13 protein-coding genes are annotated in these 15,767 nt (G+C 67.2%); 11 read left to right on the top strand and 2 right to left on the bottom strand.

The window, feature by feature from the left end; all coding sequences use genetic code 11:
* Window positions 1–3: 3 nt before the first annotated feature.
* Complete coding sequence (locus GAA2_RS21120) at window positions 4–1,929, bottom strand: ABC transporter ATP-binding protein (RefSeq protein WP_191834574.1); 1,926 nt, start codon at window positions 1,927–1,929, stop codon at window positions 4–6.
* A 200-nt stretch (window positions 1,930–2,129) separates the two neighbouring features.
* On the opposite strand from GAA2_RS21120, the gene fgd reads away from it, so the two are divergent.
* The 9 genes from fgd (at window position 2,130) to GAA2_RS21075 (ending at window position 10,644) form a co-directional block, all read left to right on the top strand.
* Window positions 2,130–3,140: a glucose-6-phosphate dehydrogenase (coenzyme-F420) gene (gene fgd / locus GAA2_RS21115; RefSeq protein ID WP_191834573.1), complete on the top strand. Its 1,011-nt coding sequence runs from the start codon at window positions 2,130–2,132 to the stop codon at window positions 3,138–3,140.
* 242 nt (window positions 3,141–3,382) lie between these two features.
* Window positions 3,383–4,414 (top strand): DMT family transporter, encoded by a 1,032-nt coding sequence (locus GAA2_RS21110; protein WP_191834572.1) that lies wholly within the window; start codon window positions 3,383–3,385, stop codon window positions 4,412–4,414.
* Between the two features lie 31 nt (window positions 4,415–4,445).
* On the top strand, window positions 4,446–5,042 hold the full coding sequence (locus GAA2_RS21105) for a TetR/AcrR family transcriptional regulator (RefSeq protein WP_191834571.1): 597 nt from the start codon (window positions 4,446–4,448) through the stop codon (window positions 5,040–5,042).
* Window positions 5,043–5,498: 456 nt separating this feature from the next.
* The gene (locus GAA2_RS21100; protein WP_191834570.1) at window positions 5,499–6,149 is read left to right on the top strand and encodes a flavin reductase family protein; all 651 of its coding nucleotides are present in this window, start codon (window positions 5,499–5,501) and stop codon (window positions 6,147–6,149) included.
* Complete coding sequence (locus GAA2_RS21095; protein ID WP_191834569.1) at window positions 6,146–7,231, top strand: LLM class flavin-dependent oxidoreductase; 1,086 nt, start codon at window positions 6,146–6,148, stop codon at window positions 7,229–7,231. The genes GAA2_RS21100 and GAA2_RS21095 overlap by 4 nt, the downstream gene beginning before the upstream one ends.
* Window positions 7,232–7,314: 83 nt before the next feature.
* Window positions 7,315–7,653: a cupin domain-containing protein gene (locus tag GAA2_RS21090; RefSeq protein WP_191834568.1), complete on the top strand. Its 339-nt coding sequence runs from the start codon at window positions 7,315–7,317 to the stop codon at window positions 7,651–7,653.
* A gap of 128 nt (window positions 7,654–7,781) precedes the next feature.
* Window positions 7,782–8,567: an SDR family NAD(P)-dependent oxidoreductase gene (locus GAA2_RS21085; RefSeq protein WP_191834567.1), complete on the top strand. Its 786-nt coding sequence runs from the start codon at window positions 7,782–7,784 to the stop codon at window positions 8,565–8,567.
* 67 nt (window positions 8,568–8,634) lie between these two features.
* Window positions 8,635–9,900, top strand: a complete 1,266-nt coding sequence (locus GAA2_RS21080) for an ethanolamine utilization protein EutH (protein ID WP_191834566.1) — start codon at window positions 8,635–8,637, stop codon at window positions 9,898–9,900.
* 108 nt (window positions 9,901–10,008) lie between these two features.
* Complete coding sequence (locus tag GAA2_RS21075) at window positions 10,009–10,644, top strand: 3,4-dihydroxy-2-butanone-4-phosphate synthase (RefSeq protein ID WP_191834565.1); 636 nt, start codon at window positions 10,009–10,011, stop codon at window positions 10,642–10,644.
* A gap of 323 nt (window positions 10,645–10,967) precedes the next feature.
* Here GAA2_RS21075 and GAA2_RS21070 read toward each other — a convergent pair whose 3' ends face one another.
* Window positions 10,968–12,578 carry a PucR family transcriptional regulator gene (locus tag GAA2_RS21070; RefSeq protein ID WP_191834564.1) on the bottom strand — a complete coding sequence of 537 codons (1,611 nt, stop codon included), beginning with the start codon at window positions 12,576–12,578 and terminating at the stop codon, window positions 10,968–10,970.
* Window positions 12,579–12,754: 176 nt separating this feature from the next.
* On the opposite strand from GAA2_RS21070, the gene GAA2_RS21065 reads away from it, so the two are divergent.
* Both GAA2_RS21065 and GAA2_RS21060 read left to right on the top strand, forming a co-directional pair.
* Window positions 12,755–14,266, top strand: coding sequence for a CoA-acylating methylmalonate-semialdehyde dehydrogenase (locus GAA2_RS21065; RefSeq protein ID WP_191834563.1), 1,512 nt, complete (start codon window positions 12,755–12,757; stop codon window positions 14,264–14,266).
* 30 nt (window positions 14,267–14,296) lie between these two features.
* Window positions 14,297–15,685: an aspartate aminotransferase family protein gene (locus GAA2_RS21060; RefSeq protein ID WP_191834562.1), complete on the top strand. Its 1,389-nt coding sequence runs from the start codon at window positions 14,297–14,299 to the stop codon at window positions 15,683–15,685.
* The last annotated feature ends 82 nt before the right edge of the window (window positions 15,686–15,767 follow it).

Genomic DNA, 15,767 nt, shown 5'->3' with positions numbered 1-15,767 from the left:
GAGTCAGGCGCTCAGCGTCCCGCCGTCGTCCTCGCCCTCGTCGCCGTCGTCGGCGAACTGCGTGCGGTAGAGCTCGGCGTAGCGTCCGTTGCGCGCCAGCAGCGTCGGATGATCGCCACGTTCGACGACGCGTCCTGCTTCGAGCACCACGATCTGGTCCGCCGCGCGGATCGTCGACAAGCGGTGTGCGATCACGATCGAGGTCCGGCCTTCGAGGGCTTCGCCCAATGCTTCCTGAACGGCCGCCTCCGAGGTCGAATCCAGATGTGCGGTCGCCTCGTCGAGGATCACCACCGACGGCTGCGCGAGCAGTAGCCGCGCGATCGTCATCCGCTGGCGCTCACCGCCGGAGAGGCGGTATCCGCGTTCGCCGACGATGGTGTCGAGTCCGTCGGGCAACGACGCCACCAGCTCGTCGAGACGCGCCCGGCGCAGCGCGTCCCAGATCTCCTCGTCGGAGGTGTCGGGTCGAGCGAGGACGAGGTTGGCGCGGATGGTGTCGTGGAAGAGGTGGCCGTCCTGGGTGACCAGGCCGACGGTGCGATGCACCGACGCGGTCTGCAGGTCGCGGATGTCGACGCCGGAGAGCTGCACCGAGCCCTCGTCGACGTCGTACAGCCGGGTCGCGAGACTCGCGATCGTCGACTTGCCCGCACCCGAACTGCCGACAAGAGCCACCATGCTGCCCGCGGGAACATCGAGGTCGACGTGGTGCAGAACCGTCGTACCCGCCCGGTTGTCCAGCTGTGCAACCTCTTCCAGTGATGCCAGCGAGACCTTGTCGGCGGCGGGGTAGGCGAAGGAGACGTCGTCGAAGCGCACCGACACCGGGACCGGCCGGCCGCTTTCGGTGCCGGGGACCGGGCGTGCGTCCGGGGCGTCGGTGATCAGCGGTGTCAGGTCGAGGACCTCGAAGACGCGCTCGAAACTGACCAGCGCGCTCATGATCTCGACCCGTGCGTTCGCCAGCGCGGTGAGCGGGGCGTACATGCGGGTGAGGAGCAGGGCGAGCGAGACGACCGCACCCGCCGACAGATGTTCGTTCACCGCAAGCCATCCCCCGAGCCCGTAGACCAGGGCGAGCGCGAGCGCCGAGACCAGCGTCAACGCGGTGAAGAAGTAGGCCTGCAGCATCGCGCGTCGAACACCGATGTCGCGCACGCGATCCGCACGGTCGGCGAACTCGCGTGATTCCAGGTCGGGACGTCCGAACAGCTTGACCAGGGTGGCTCCGGGTGCGGAGAACCGTTCCGTCATCTGGGTGGACATCCGGGCGTTGTGCTCGGCGGCCTCACGCGACAGGGCGGCCATCCGGCGTCCCATCCGGCGCGCCGGGACCACGAAGATCGGCAGCAGCACGAGGGCGAGCAGCGTGATCTGCCAGCTGATGTAGATCATCACGCCCAGCGTCAGCGTGAGCGTCACGATGTTCGACACGACGCCCGAGAGCGTGTCGCTGAAGGCGCGTTGCGCGCCGATGACGTCGTTGTTGAGCCGGCTCACCAGGGCGCCGGTCCGGGTGCGGGTGAAGAAGGCGACCGGCATCCGCTGGACATGGTCGAAGACTGCGCGTCGCAGGTCGAGGATGAGGCCCTCGCCGATGTTCGACGACAGCCACCGCACCCCGATTCCGGCCGCCGCCTCGGCGACGGCGATCAGGGCGATCGTCACCGCGAGACCGACGATCATCGCCTCGGACCCGCTGTCGGTGATGAGGTTGACGACGCGTCCGGCGAGGAGCGGCGTGACCACCGTCAGGACCGCGGTGAACACGGACAGCACGAGGAACAGCGCTATCCGGCGGCGATGGGGTCCGGCGAACCCGCTGATCCGACGCAGCGTCGTACGCCGATCCCCCCGCAACCGCTTACCGTCCGGCGAGGTCGACGACTTGTACATCATGTCCCACGCGACCGACTCCATGCTCATGTCGCCCAGGGTAGGACTTCAAGTCAACTTGAGGTCCATTCGTCCCTTCCGGATGCGGGTGGAGGTGCACGCCGGGAGCTGGAGAGGCGTCCCGCCACCCATGCTCTAGGTTGGTAACTGAGGTCACAGACGGCGATCACGATCAGCGGATCGACCAGGGAATGTCAGGTCGGCACGGCCGACGGTTAGGGGCGAGGCTCATGGCAGAACTCAAGCTCGGTTTCAAGGCATCGGCGGAGCAGTTCGATCCGCGCGAGCTGGTGGAGATCGCGGTCGCGGCCGAGGAACACGGACTGGACTCGGTCGCGGTGAGCGACCACTTCCAGCCGTGGCGGCACAACGGCGGCCACGCTCCCTTCTCGCTCGCGTGGATGGCGGCCGTCGGCGAGCGCACCAAGCGCGTTCAGATCGGCACATCGGTCATGACCCCGACCTTCCGCTACAACCCGGCCGTCATCGCCCAGGCCTTCGCGTCGATGGGCTGCATGTACCCGGGCCGCATCATGCTCGGTGTCGGCACCGGCGAGGCGCTCAACGAATACGCCACCGGCTTCCAGGGCGAGTGGCCCGAGTTCAAGGAGCGCTTCGCCCGCCTGCGCGAGGCGATCACTCTCATGCGTGAACTGTGGACCGGCGACGAGGTCAACTTCGACGGCGAGTATTACCACACGCAGGGTGCGTACATGTATGACGTTCCGGAACAACCGATCCCGGTGTACGTTGCCGCCGGTGGTCCGGTCGTCGCCCGGTATGCGGGTCGCGCCGGGGACGGCTTCATCTGCACCTCGGGCAAGGGCGCCGAGCTCTACACCGAGAAGCTGCTGCCGGCGGTGAAGGAAGGTGCGGAGAAGGCCGAACGGGACTTCGACGCCATCGACAAGATGATCGAGATCAAGATCTCCTACGATCCCGATCCCGAACTGGCACTGGAGAACACGCGCTTCTGGGCGCCGCTGTCACTGACGCCGGAGCAGAAGCACAGCGTCAACAGCTCCACCGAGATGGAACGTCTCGCCGACGAACTGCCCATCGAGCAGGTCGCCAAGCGCTGGATCGTTGCGTCCGACCCCGACGAGGCCGTGGAGAAGGTCAAGTTCTACACCGACGCGGGGCTCAACCACCTCGTCTTCCACGCCCCGGGCCACGACCAGCGTCGGTTCCTGGAGAACTTCCAGCGCGATCTGGAACCGCGCCTGCGCAAGCTCGGCTAGCCCCGCTCCGCCGGCTGGGCCGCCCCTGCTGGCTGGGCTGCCCTCGCTGGCTGGGCTGCCCTCGCTGGCTGGGCTGCCCCCGCCGGCTGGGCTGCCCTCGCTGGCTGGGCTGCCCTCGCTGGCTGGGCTGCCCTTGCTGGCTGGGCTGCCCCCCGCTGGCTGAGCTGCCCCCCCGCTGGCTGAGCTTGTCGAAGCCCATGAAATCGCTTGTCCTTCAGGGTGCGATACGCGACGCTGGGACCGTGCCCCTGCTCCCGCCACGCATCCGCGTCGTCTCTCTGCCTGCGCTCGCTGCGGTGGTCACCGTGGTGTTGTGGGCGTCGGCGTTCATCGGCATTCGTGCGCTGGGGGATTCGTTCTCGCCGGGGTCGATGGCGTTCGTGCGATTGCTCGCGGCGGTCGTCCCGCTGACGGCCATCATGCTGGTGGTGCGTTTGCGGAGACGGGGCACTGCCGTCGACGACGACCGTCCGGTCCCCGCGTGGTTTCCCCGCGGACGGGCACTGGGTCTCGTGATCGCCTACGGTGTCGCCTGGTTCGCGGGTTACACCGTGCTGTTGAACTGGGCCGAGCAACATCTGGACGCCGGTACCGCGTCCCTGCTGGTGAACCTCGCCCCGATCCTCGTCGCGCTGGCGGCGGGAGCCTTTCTGGGAGAGGGATTTCCGCGACACCTGGTGATCGGGATGGCGATCGCCTTCGCCGGGGTCGTGCTCATCGCGGTCGGTGGTTCGGCCACCGCCGACGCACACGCCGATTGGCTCGGCATCGTGTTGGGCCTCGGTGCCGCGGGCCTCTACGCGACGGGTGTGCTCATCCAGAAGTCCGCGCTCCGCACGGTCGGCGCGCTGACCGCGACCTGGCTCGGTGCGCTCGCCGGCCTGGTCGCGACGCTCCCGTTCGCGCCGACCGCGATCGCCGAACTCGCCGACGCGGACGCGCCGGCGGTCGCCGCGGTGATCTATCTCGGCATCGGTCCCACCGCGATCGCCTTCTCGACCTGGGCCTACGCGCTTGCGCGCACCGATGCGGGCGCGATGGCGGCGACGACGCTCGTGGTTCCCGCGATCGTCATCGTGATGTCCTGGGCGATACTCGACGAACTCCCGACGGGCATCGGCATCATCGGCGGCGTGCTGTGCATCGGCGGGGTGGCGATCGCCCGTCGGCTGCTGCCGCGGACCCGCCGAGGCAGTGGTGTCGAGAGTGTCGCGCCGGCCGGCGCCATCGATGCCCAGGGTGCCACTGCAGTGCGCGACTCCGGAGTGCGATAATCGCAGTTCGGTCGATGTCGGGGAAGGGCTCATGAAAGCGAAGAATGCGCGGTCCGAGGCGACCCGTGCCGCTCTCATGGAAGCAGCTCTGCAGGTGATCACCGAGAGCGGCGTCAAGAGTGTGACCCACCGAAAGGTGTGCAGCGCGGCAAATCTCGCGCTGGGCACCGTGAACTATCACTACGCCGATCTCGATGAACTGCTCCTCGACGCGTTCGCCTACTACGTGGACCGCATCTCCGAGAAGTACGAGAGCGGATTCACGTTCGTCCGGAACGACGAAGATCTCGCCGACGCAGTCGTCGACATGACGCGAAAGCTCTCGGAGGACACCCAATCCGTCGTTCTCATGTGGGAGATGTACGCGCAGGGTGTTCGCGAGAAGGCCTACCGGCAGCTCATCCGAAAGTGGTCCAAGCGTGCCAAATCGGGTGTCGAGACGTACTGCTCGGCGCAAGTGGCCACCATCCTCGAAGCGGTCTGGGACGGATCGGCGGTCCAGCGCAACGTCGGTGACGCGTCCTTGTCGGACGCAGAGCTCCGTGAGGTCGTGCTCGCGATCATCCGCACCGACGAGTCGCGCGAATACCCGCAGGTGAAGACCCGTTCCGCGGGTGCGAAAGCCTGATCCCGATCGACGACGCCCCCCGTAGCCATCCACCGAAATGCGCCCCTGAGATGAGCCCTCTGAAAGTCCGGCACGGGCGATATGTCGCCGGCGTCCTGCTGGAGGGCCGATTTCGGGGGCGGTTCTTGGGGGCGGATTTCAGCTCGGTGTGGTCGGGCTGACACGCCCTGCTCGCCGAGCTGAAGGCCGGGGTCTGAATTGTCTTACCGGATGCGTGTCCGCTCTCTGCTCACCGCAAAGCTACAACAAACGTTCAGTTATGTCTCAATTTTGACGACATGTGCGGGTCGGGAACTGGCTAGAATCCAGCCCCCGGTTAACACCCGTGTAACACCGAGTTCGCTTGTTACAGCGCGGAAAACTTGGGAACTACCCGTTGACAGCGAGGATGCCCGCCTTTAGGTTTACGTCCAACAAAGTTTCAACAAATGTTCAGAACCTCGGAAGGGGTGGTTCATGCCAACCCAAGCGTTCGACCATGACGCGTTCAAGAAGGCCGTCGGCCAGTTCCCCAGCGGCCTCACGATCGTCACCGGTGTCGACGACGGCCGTCCGCACGGCATGACGCTCCAGTCGTTCATGTCGCTCTCGCTCGAGCCGGCGCTGATCGCCATCGCTCCTGCCCGGACCTCGACGACCTGGCCGGTGATCGCCGAAACCGGATCGTTCGCGGTCAACATCCTGTCGGAGCAGCACTCGGAGCTGGCCCGCAAGTTCGCCTCGAGCGGCGATGACCGATTCGAATCCCTCGACTACACAACGACTTCCACCGGCAATCCGATCCTCGGTGAGACGGTGACCTGGTTCGACTGCCGGATCGCGGACATTCTCGACGGCGGCGACCACGTGATCGTGCTCGGTGGAGGTCCTCGAACTCGGGCAGGCGGAGGAGTCCACGCCGCGCGAGCCGATCATCTTCCATCGCAGCGGATTCCGCCGGCTCGCCGAGCCGACGCCCGCCTAGGGCGGCCGTCGGTCACGGCGACGCCCCCTTCCTTCCCCAGGCCCCAGCCATCAGAACTCAACCGACGGCGCACCGCGCCGGCCGGCCATCCCGTCCTACCCACCCGGCGCCCGCCGGTCCATCGAGAAAGAGGAGATCAATGAGATTCGGAACCTTCAGCGCGCCTTACTCGCACGACTACGCCCACGGCAAGCGCACCGCCAAAGAGGTCATCGACTGGGACCTCCAGCTCGTGAAATGGGCCGAGGAATACGGTTGGGACGAGGCCTTTTTCGCCGAGCACTACACCCTCGGCGGTGAGCCGTCGCCCGCCCCCGACGCCATGATCGCCGCCGCGTCCCAGGTGACCGAGCGGCTCACCCTGGGCGCAGCCGCACACCTGCTGCCGTACCACAACCCGATCGCGCTGGCGCACCGGATGATGTGGCTCGACCACATGACCGGAGGCCGGTACATCGCCGGAATCGCCCCGGGCGCATACGCTTCGGATGCGCAGCTGTTCGGCACCGGTGGTGGTGCCAACAACTCGAAGATGATGGTGGAGGCACTCGACATCCTCGAGGCGATCTTCAAGCGCGAGGGCGCCTTCAAGATCGAGGGCGAGTACTTCTCGGTCGACATGCCCGCCCACGACGAGGAGATCGCCGGCCCGCACCTCAAGCCGGCTCAGGCTCAGATCCCGATCATGATCACCGGCATGTCGGAGAACTCCTCGACCATCAAGTTCGCCGGTTCCCGCGGTGCCTACCTGCTGAGCCAGCAGGTGCACGAGAAGACCTGGATCAACCACTGGGAGACCTACTCCACCGCGGCGAAGGAAGCGGGATACAACCCGTCCAAGGCCGACTGGCGCGTCTGCCGCGACATCTTCGTCGCCGACACCGACGAACAGGCTCTGGACCTGGTCCGCAACGGTGCCATGGGCACCCTGTGGGGCAAGTACAACATCCCGACCTTCAAGGGTCTGGGCCTCGGGCCGCTGCTCACCGGCGGGGAGATCAGCGAGGACGATCTGGATCTCGACTGGATGATCGACAACTTCTTCATCATCGGTTCGCCGGACACGGTCGCCGCCCGCATCGAGGAGCTGTACAACGCCGTCGGTGGTTTCGGCACCCTGGTCAGCTTCGTCCACGAGTACACCGACAACCCGGAACCCTACCGACGCAGCTTCGAGCTCCTCGGCGCGAAGGTCGCCCCGCAGCTCGCCCACCTCAACGGCTGAGACCCGCCGCTTCACCGACCACCTTGATCGGCCCGCCGGACAACGGCGTCCGGCGGGCCGACTCATCCCGAAAGGACCATGCCTTGGGCACCATCGTCGACTCCCGTCACCTCCGCATCGCCGAGGCCGACCTCGTCGATCGGGAGCGTACCGACCCGGAGACCGGCATCATCAGCTCGCGCGTGCTGTGGACCGACGGCGGACAGTCGCACGGCATCTGGCAGATGACGCCGGGTGTGCTGCGCAACGTCGCGGGCCCCGAGTCGGTGGCTCTGGTGGCCGGTCGCGCACGGGTGACCGTCCATCCCTCCGCGGAGGTCTTCGATATCGCCGCGGGTGACACCTTCGTCATCGACGCCGATGAGACCGCGACCTGGGAGGTCCTCGAGACCGTCCGCAAGTTCTACGTCGTCAATCGATAGCCCGGGCCACAGCGGTCCGACCCACAGGTCACGCCTCACTTCGGGGGACAAGAGAGTCCCCCTCCACAGACGGTGCTGCCGCACGCACCGCACCCATAGGATTCACGAGCACTGAAAGGTACTTCATCATGAGCAGCACCGCACCTGTCGCCAACCGCCTGGAGGGCCGCATCGCCCTGGTCACCGGCGGTGCCGGTGGTCAGGGACTCGAGCACACCCGCCGCCTCGCGCAGGAGGGTGCGATCGTCCACTTCGCCGACATCAATGCAGAGGTCGGCGCGGAGGCCGAGCGCACCCTGAAAGCCGAGGGCCTGCAGGTCGCCTTCCACCAGCTCGACGTCAGCCGCATCGAGCAGTGGCAGGCGCTGGCGGCCGAGCTGGAGACCACCGTCGGATACCTCGACATCCTGGTCAACAACGCCGGCATCCTCGCCGACATCCACCCGGCCGAGCTCTCCACCGAGGCCGCGTGGGAGAAGACGACCAACGTCAACCAGAAGTCCATCTTCCTGTCGTTCCACACGATGATCCCGCTGCTCAAGAAGAGCAAGCACGCGGCCGTCATCAACACCTCGAGCATCTTCGGCCTCGTCGGTGCGGACGGCTACCTGTCCTACGTCGCGTCGAAGGGTGCGGTCACCTTGATGACCAAGTCCGCCGCCTTCAGCTACGGCAAGTTCGGCATCCGCGTCAACAGCATCCACCCCGGATACATCGACACCCAGATGCTCCGCGACGAGTTCGCACAGCTCGGCGAGGGCGCCGAAGAGGCAACTCTGGCCACGATCCCGATGGGTCGCCTGGCCGGACCGGAAGAGATCTCCCCGACGGTGGCATTCCTCGCCTCCGATGATGCCTCGTACATCACCGGTGCCGAGGTGCTCATCGACGGCGGCCTCCTCGCGGGTCGCTGAGCCACCGGGGCCAGGAGACCAGACACATGCGCTCGCAACAGAATTCACGTGAAGGGAGGTCGGCCTGATGGAACTGTTCGGCCAGATCATCATCTACATCATGATGGCGTTCCTGCTCCTCGGGGCCGGCGCCTACATCTTCAAACCGGGGTCACCGCTGGGCGAGGAGTTCCGCGAGGGCATCATGTCGATCGGTGCGATCTTCCTCCCGGTCGGCGGCATGATGTCGATCATCCCGTTCCTCGCGGACGGGATCGACAAGTGGATCGGACCGGTGTACCGGTGGATGCACTCCGACGCGTCGATCGCGGTGAGCTCGTTCATCCCGGCCGACCAGGGTGCCTACCAGCTGTCCCATGAGGTCGCCGGCAGTCACAACGCCTGGATCCTCGCCTTCGCGGTCGGCATGACCGCGGGCGCGACGATCGCGTTCAGCGTTCCGGTCGGCTTGGCGATGCTGCCCAAGAAGGACCACAAGTACATGGCTCTGGGCGTGATGACGGGTCTGCTCGGCATCCCGTTCACCGCGTTCTTCATGACGCTGATCCTGGCGCAGACGGGCGTCCTGCTCCGCGAAGACGTGTCCACGGAATCGGACGCCAGCAAGCCGTTCGACCTGCCGGTCGTCGACATCATCCTGAACCTCATCCCGCTGGTCCTGCTGATGATCGTGCTGGCGGTACTGCTGAAGTTCTTCCCCCGTCAGTCCATCTCGGGCTTCATGGCCTTCGGCCAGCTGATCCGTGCGGTCACCACGGCAGCCCTCGCGCTCGGGGTCGTCGAGTACTTCACCGGTGTGTTCTCGTGGATGTTCGGTTCGTGGGGTCTGGCTCCCTTCATCGCCGACGAGGAGGACCAGTTCCGGGCACTGGAGGTCGCCGGCTACATCGGCGTCATGCTGGCCGGTGCGTTCCCGATGGTCTACGCCATCCGGACCTGGCTGGACAAGCCGCTGGCCGCCCTGGGCAAGCGCGTCGGGGTTTCCGAGGCGGGCATGACCGGCTTCTTCGCCGGCGCGGCCAACGTCCTCGCCCTGTTCCGGGTCGTCCCGCTGATGCCGGCCCGTGACAAGGTGCTGACCATCTCGTTCGCGGTGTGCGCTGCGTTCGCGATCGGCGACTACATCGCCTTCACCGCGAACTTCCAGCCGAACATGATCGCCGCGATGCTGATCGGCAAGCTCCTCGGCGGTGTGGTCGCCATCGGTCTCGCCCTGTGGCTCGCCGTTCCGCACGCCGAGCGGCTGGCCGAGGAAGACGAGGTCGCCGAAGCTCGCGTCCGCGAAGCGGATTCCGTCGATCCCGACGCAGGCGATCTCGCCGAGCGCGTCTGAGCAAGTCCTGCCTCAGGGCAGGTGTCCCACCAGAACCCGGCCGCCGATCGATCGTGATGGGTCCGATCGGTCGGCGGCCGCTCCACTCTTCCTCCGAGAGGATTCACGATGGCCGTGTTGCTGGAACGTGCCGCCCCTGCGCAGGATTCGTCGCACATCGCGCACGAGGTGTTCGACGACGTGCGTGCCGGACGTCCCGTCGTCGTGTCCGACGTCGAATCCGGGCGGGTGGTACTGGCACTCGCCGCCGAACCCGCGACCACCGAGGAGATGGCCTTCGTCATCCGGTTCGGCTCGGGTCTCGTGACGGTGTCGCTGCCCGCAGATCGATGCCGGGTCCTCGGGCTGCCGCCGATGCTGCCCGCCGGTGACGTGACCCCGGGTGCACCAACCGATTTCGCGGTCTCGGTGGATGCGGTGGCGGGCGTCGGAACCGGCATCTCGGCCGCCGACCGCGCCTGCACCCTCCGTGCCCTGGCCGACGACCGGTTCGGCCACGCGGACTTCACCCGGCCCGGCCACGTCCTGGTCGTCGGCGTCGCCGCCGACGCCGCGGCGTCGTACGGCTGTGCACGCGAACTGGGTGAACTCGCCCGCCGCGCAGGGCTTTCCGGTGTCGTCTCCTTCGCCGACCTGGTGTCGGTGCGCGACGAGACTCAGATGGCCGGCGCCGGTGAGGCGTTCGAGTTCGCCGCCGAGCACGGGCTCCGCGTCGTGTCGGTGCAGCAGATCCGGGAGTTGTGAAGCCATCCGCGACTCCCGCCCCGCCCCTCGCCCCCTGAGGCGCGGGAGTTCCCCGATCCCTGATCCGAAAGAACGCAACGCGCCCAGGTCTGCTGCCTGAGGTGCGAGGAGCGTAAGCGACGAGCCTCGAAGGCCTGGTGAGACACCGTCGCTTACCCGACCACCGGTCGACGTCAACCCGCCCCGCAGACTTCGATCGACGTTTGCCGGTCGAGTTGAGGTTCGGCAGTCGGGGCTCGACGCTCCTCAGGGAGCGGGGGTCAGTTCGACTGCAGCAGCGCCGGTTACGGCTGGCGCTTCTCTCTCGAAGTGGCGCTCATGCGTCAGCGGCCGCGTTCGGCTTCCGGCCGGCTGTCGAGGATGAGCAGTGCCGCATGCAGTGACGTCCGGGATTCGGCGTCGTCGAGTTCGACGCCGAGAATGCGTTCGATCCGTGCGAGACGGGCGTAGACCGTCGGTCGGGTGAGGTTCATCGCCTTGGCGAGTTCGGCCTTGTTGCCGCCCAACCCGATGAAGCGTCGCAGTGTCTCGAGCATGTTGTCGTCGTGACGCGCGTGGTGTTCGAGTAGGCCGCGCAGTTCGGTCTCGGCGAACGCCTGGACGCGGGCGTCGGAGCGGATCACCGCGATCAGGCCACGTAGCCGGACGTCGGTCGTCCGGTGGAAGGCCTTGTCGCTCTTGGGTAGTGACAGCGCCGCTTCGGCCACGTGGGCCGACTCCGCGAGACCGCGCGCGGCGTCGACGAGCCGCGTCGAGTCCGGTGCGACGCCGATCGTCACGCGGACGACGCCGTCGACCCGCAGGAGTGAGGTGTGGATGGCTGTACACACATCGGTCATCACGTCGGTGTTCCGCGAGGCGGGCAGCGACAGGATCAGATCCATCTGGCCGGTCGGACGCAGCGCGGTCAATGCCGTGCGTCCCACACCCCGCACGGAGTGCCGCACCGAATCAAGCGCCCGCGTCAAGCGGCCCTGTGCCATCACCTGGTCGGCGCTCACCGACTCGACCACGCGAATCGTCAACGGCGCGTATGTCAACCCTGGCTGCAGACCCAGCGCATGGGCGCGTGCGGTGGCTTCGGCCTCGTCGGGGATCCGTCCCAGGCGCAGATCGTCGACCAGACCGTTCTGGGCACGCATCTCCAGCTCGGTCCAGTTCTGTTCGATCATCCGATGCAGTGCGAGGGCCTGCGCGGCGCGTTCCAACGGCATGCGCGCGCGTTCGCCGAGGTCGCCGGGGTGGGGGACCACGAGCCGTCCCCACTCCTGACGATGCGCACCCACCGGCGCGGTGAGCCATCCCTCGGGGCCAGAGGTCGAGGTCTCCCGCCCGGTCGGCGTGAGTCGGGAGCGTCTTTCCCAGTCGCGCAACAGATCCTTCGCCGGAGTACCTCGACCGGCGAATGCCAGCACCTGCCGGGTGAGATCCTCCAGGACGACCGCCGAGTCGATGAGTTCGGCTGCTGCCTCGACGATCTCCGTGACTTCCGCCCGGCGCATCCCCAGCCCGGTGAACACCTCGTGGACGTGCCGCGAGAAGACGACCTCCTCGTACTGGTCGGCGACGATGGCGCTGTGCACCTCTTCGGTGACGTCCACGAAGCGGATCGCGCGTTCAAGGACCACCACGGGCAGCTCGAGGCGATCAGCGTTCGCCGCAACGGAATCGGGTACGTCGGCGTCGAGGAGTTCCGCGATCACCCCGACCGCTCCGGCAGCCGCGAGCCCCTCCAGGTAACCGGTGGGGTCCGCGAGAAGTGCCGGTCCGGTGGTCAGGACGATCTCGCCGCCCTGCAACAGATCGGTGAGATCGGCCAGATCGCTGACGTGAGCCCATCGGACCTCGCGGTCGAGTCGCCCGCCACCCACCTGCCTCGGCTTCCCGTTGCGCACCACGGGAAGCGAGAGGATGTCCGCAATGGTCGGCTTCACCTAACAGAGTGTAAAGGACTTCGGGTCGAAACTTACACACTGTCGGCACCGTAGGGCTTCCGGAGGCCGCATTCTGTAATCACCACCGCAGCGCACCGTCTCTCCCGCGCGGCTCCCGGTTCCCCCTCCCTCGGATCCCTCCCAGCAGTGATCCCTCGAGCAAAGGACGCGATTCCATGACCAACGCACTCGCCACCAGGACGATCTCGCACTGGTTCGACAACAAGGAGTTCTCCGGCACCGGCGAGCGCTTCGCCCCGGTCACCAACCCGGCGACCGGTCAGGTCACCGGTCAGGTCGCACTCGCCGACACCGCCGACGCACAGCGCGTGATCGCCGCCGCCGCAGCGGCTTTCCCCGGCTGGCGCGACACCTCGATCGCCAAGCGCACCTCGATCCTCTTCTCCTTCCGCGAACTGCTCAACGCCCGCAAGGGTGAGCTGGCCGAGATCATCACCTCCGAGCACGGCAAGGTGCTCTCCGACGCCCTCGGTGAGATCTCCCGCGGCCAGGAGGTCGTCGAGTTCGCCTGCGGCATCGCACACCTGCTCAAGGGCGGGATGACCGAGAACGCCTCCACCAAGGTCGACGTCGCCTCCATCCGCCAGCCCCTCGGCCCGGTGGGCATCATCGCGCCGTTCAACTTCCCCGCGATGGTCCCGATGTGGTTCTTCCCGATCGCCATCGCCACCGGCAACACCGTCATCCTCAAGCCGTCGGAGAAGGTTCCCACCGCCGCCATCTGGATCGCCGAACTCTGGGCCGAGGCTGGGCTGCCGGCCGGCGTCTTCAACGTGCTGCAGGGTGACAAGACCGCCGTCGACGAGCTCCTGACCAACCGCGCCGTGAAGTCCATCTCCTTCGTCGGCTCGACCCCGATCGCGCAGTACGTCTACTCGACCGGCACCGCGCACGGCAAGCGCGTGCAGGCCCTCGGCGGCGCCAAGAACCACGCCATCGTCCTTCCCGACGCCGACCTCGACCTCGCCGCCGATGCGATGGTCAACGCGGGCTTCGGCTCGGCCGGTGAACGCTGCATGGCCATCTCGGCGCTCGTCGCCGTCGGTGACATCGCCGACGAACTGGTCGCAAAGATCACCGAACGCACCGTCGGCCTGGTGACCGGCGACGGCACCCGCAACTCCGACATGGGCCCGCTGGTCACCAAGGCCCACCGCGATCGCGTCGCCTCCTACGTCGACGCCGGTGAGGCGGCCGGCGCCACCGTCGTCGTCGACGGCCGCGGCGTCCAGGCCGACGGCGAGACCGACGGCTTCTGGCTCGGCCCGACGCTGCTCGACAACGTCACCACCGACATGAGCGTCTACACCGACGAGATCTTCGGCCCGGTCCTCTCGGTCGTGCGGGTCGAGACCTACGACGAGGCGCTCGAGCTGATCAACAGCAACCCGTACGGCAACGGCACCGCGATCTTCACCAACGACGGTGGCGCGGCGCGTCGTTTCCAGAACGAGGTCGAGGTCGGCATGGTCGGCATCAACGTCCCGATCCCGGTGCCCACCGCCTACTACAGCTTCGGCGGCTGGAAGAGCTCGCTGTTCGGCGACACCCACGCCCACGGCACCGAGGGCGTGCACTTCTTCACCCGCGGCAAGGTCGTCACCACCCGCTGGCAGGACCCCAGTGAGCGAGACGGCATCAACCTCGGCTTCCCCGAGAACAACTGACCGGCGAGACACCGCAGAAAGGACACCGACATGACCACCACCGAGCGTGTCATCCTGTCGACCGGGGAAGACCTCGAGTCCGCACGCGAGCGTGGCGTCCGCGCCCACGCCCTCGACCGCGCGCACGTGTTCCACTCCTGGTCGGCCCAGGAACAGATCAACCCGATGACCATCCTGGCCGCCGAGGGCTCCTACGTCTGGGACGGCGATGGAAACCGCCTGCTGGACTTCTCGTCCCAGCTGGTCAACACCAACATCGGACATCAGCACCCCGTCGTCGTGGAGGCCATCCGCAAGCAGGCGGCGACCCTGTGCACCATCGCACCGCAGCACGCCAACGATGCCCGCTCCGAAGCCGCCCGGCTGATCGCCGAGCGCACGCCGGGCGACTTGAACAAGGTCTTCTTCACCAACGGCGGAGCCGACGCCAACGAGCACGCGGTCCGCATGGCGCGACTGCACACCGGCCGGTACAAGGTGCTCACCCGCTACCGCTCGTACCACGGCGGCACCGACACCGCGATCAACATGACCGGTGACCCGCGCCGGTGGCCCAACGACTACGGCAACAGCGGCGTGGTCCACTTCCACGGACCGTTCCTCTACCGCTCGCAGTTCCACGCCGAGAACGAGCAGCAGGAGACCGAGCGCGCGCTGGCCTCTCTCGACCAGCTCATCCGCCTCGAGGGACCCGACTCGATCGCAGCACTGGTGCTCGAGTCGGTGCCCGGCACCGCCGGCATCATGGTCCCGCCGCCCGGTTACGTCGCCGGTGTCCGCGAGATCTGCGATCGCTACGGCATCGTGTTCATCGCCGACGAGGTGATGGCCGGCTTCGGCCGGACCGGAAAGTGGTTCGCCATCGAACATTTCGACGGCGTGGTGCCGGACCTGATCACCTTCGCCAAGGGGGTGAACTCCGGTTACGTGCCGCTCGGCGGCGTCGCCATCAGCGGTGAGATCGCCGCGACCTTCGCTCAGCGCCCGTACCCGGGCGGCCTGACCTACTCGGGTCACCCGCTCGCCACCGCGGCCGCGGTCGCGACGATCAACGCCATGACCGACGAGAAGATCGTCGAGAACGCCGCGCGCATCGGCACCGAGGTGCTCGGTCCCGGACTGCGTGCGCTCGCCGACAAGCATCCGTCGGTGGGAGAGGTCCGCGGACTCGGTGTCTTCTGGGCCGTCGAGCTGGTCGCCGACCGTGCGACCCGGGAATCGCTGGCGCCATACGGCGGAAGCAGCCCGGCCATGAACGCGGTGATCGCGGCCTGCAAGACCAACGGGCTCTTGCCGTTCGCCAACTTCAACCGCATCCACGCGGTGCCGCCGTGCACCGTCTCCGACGACGAGGTGCGCGAGGGTCTGGCGATCCTCGACACCGCACTCGACGTCGCGGATGCACACGTGAAGTCCTGATCACTCAGGACTGACAGGACACGCGTCCTGCACTCCCGGCCCACCCATGGCCAGCGTCGTCCATGGGTGGGCCGCGTGCATT

The sequence above is a fragment of the Gordonia ajococcus genome, assembly GCF_012974285.1.
In the GTDB taxonomy this organism is placed as follows: Bacteria; Actinomycetota; Actinomycetes; order Mycobacteriales; family Mycobacteriaceae; genus Gordonia; species Gordonia amicalis.
This window is presented reverse-complemented; position numbering and strand designations above follow the sequence as displayed.

Excerpts from the sequence above, each read along its gene's own strand:
- GAA2_RS21120 (WP_191834574.1), bottom strand. The coding sequence starts at position 1,929 with ATGAGCATGGAGTCGGTCGCGTGGGACATGATGTACAAGTCGTCGACC.
- fgd (WP_191834573.1), top strand. The coding sequence starts at position 2,130 with ATGGCAGAACTCAAGCTCGGTTTCAAGGCATCGGCGGAGCAGTTCGAT.
- GAA2_RS21105 (WP_191834571.1), top strand. The coding sequence starts at position 4,446 with ATGAAAGCGAAGAATGCGCGGTCCGAGGCGACCCGTGCCGCTCTCATG.
- GAA2_RS21100 (WP_191834570.1), top strand. The coding sequence starts at position 5,499 with ATGCCAACCCAAGCGTTCGACCATGACGCGTTCAAGAAGGCCGTCGGC.
- GAA2_RS21095 (WP_191834569.1), top strand. The coding sequence starts at position 6,146 with ATGAGATTCGGAACCTTCAGCGCGCCTTACTCGCACGACTACGCCCAC.
- GAA2_RS21085 (WP_191834567.1), top strand. The coding sequence starts at position 7,782 with ATGAGCAGCACCGCACCTGTCGCCAACCGCCTGGAGGGCCGCATCGCC.
- GAA2_RS21080 (WP_191834566.1), top strand. The coding sequence starts at position 8,635 with ATGGAACTGTTCGGCCAGATCATCATCTACATCATGATGGCGTTCCTG.
- GAA2_RS21075 (WP_191834565.1), top strand. The coding sequence starts at position 10,009 with ATGGCCGTGTTGCTGGAACGTGCCGCCCCTGCGCAGGATTCGTCGCAC.
- GAA2_RS21065 (WP_191834563.1), top strand. The coding sequence starts at position 12,755 with ATGACCAACGCACTCGCCACCAGGACGATCTCGCACTGGTTCGACAAC.
- GAA2_RS21060 (WP_191834562.1), top strand. The coding sequence starts at position 14,297 with ATGACCACCACCGAGCGTGTCATCCTGTCGACCGGGGAAGACCTCGAG.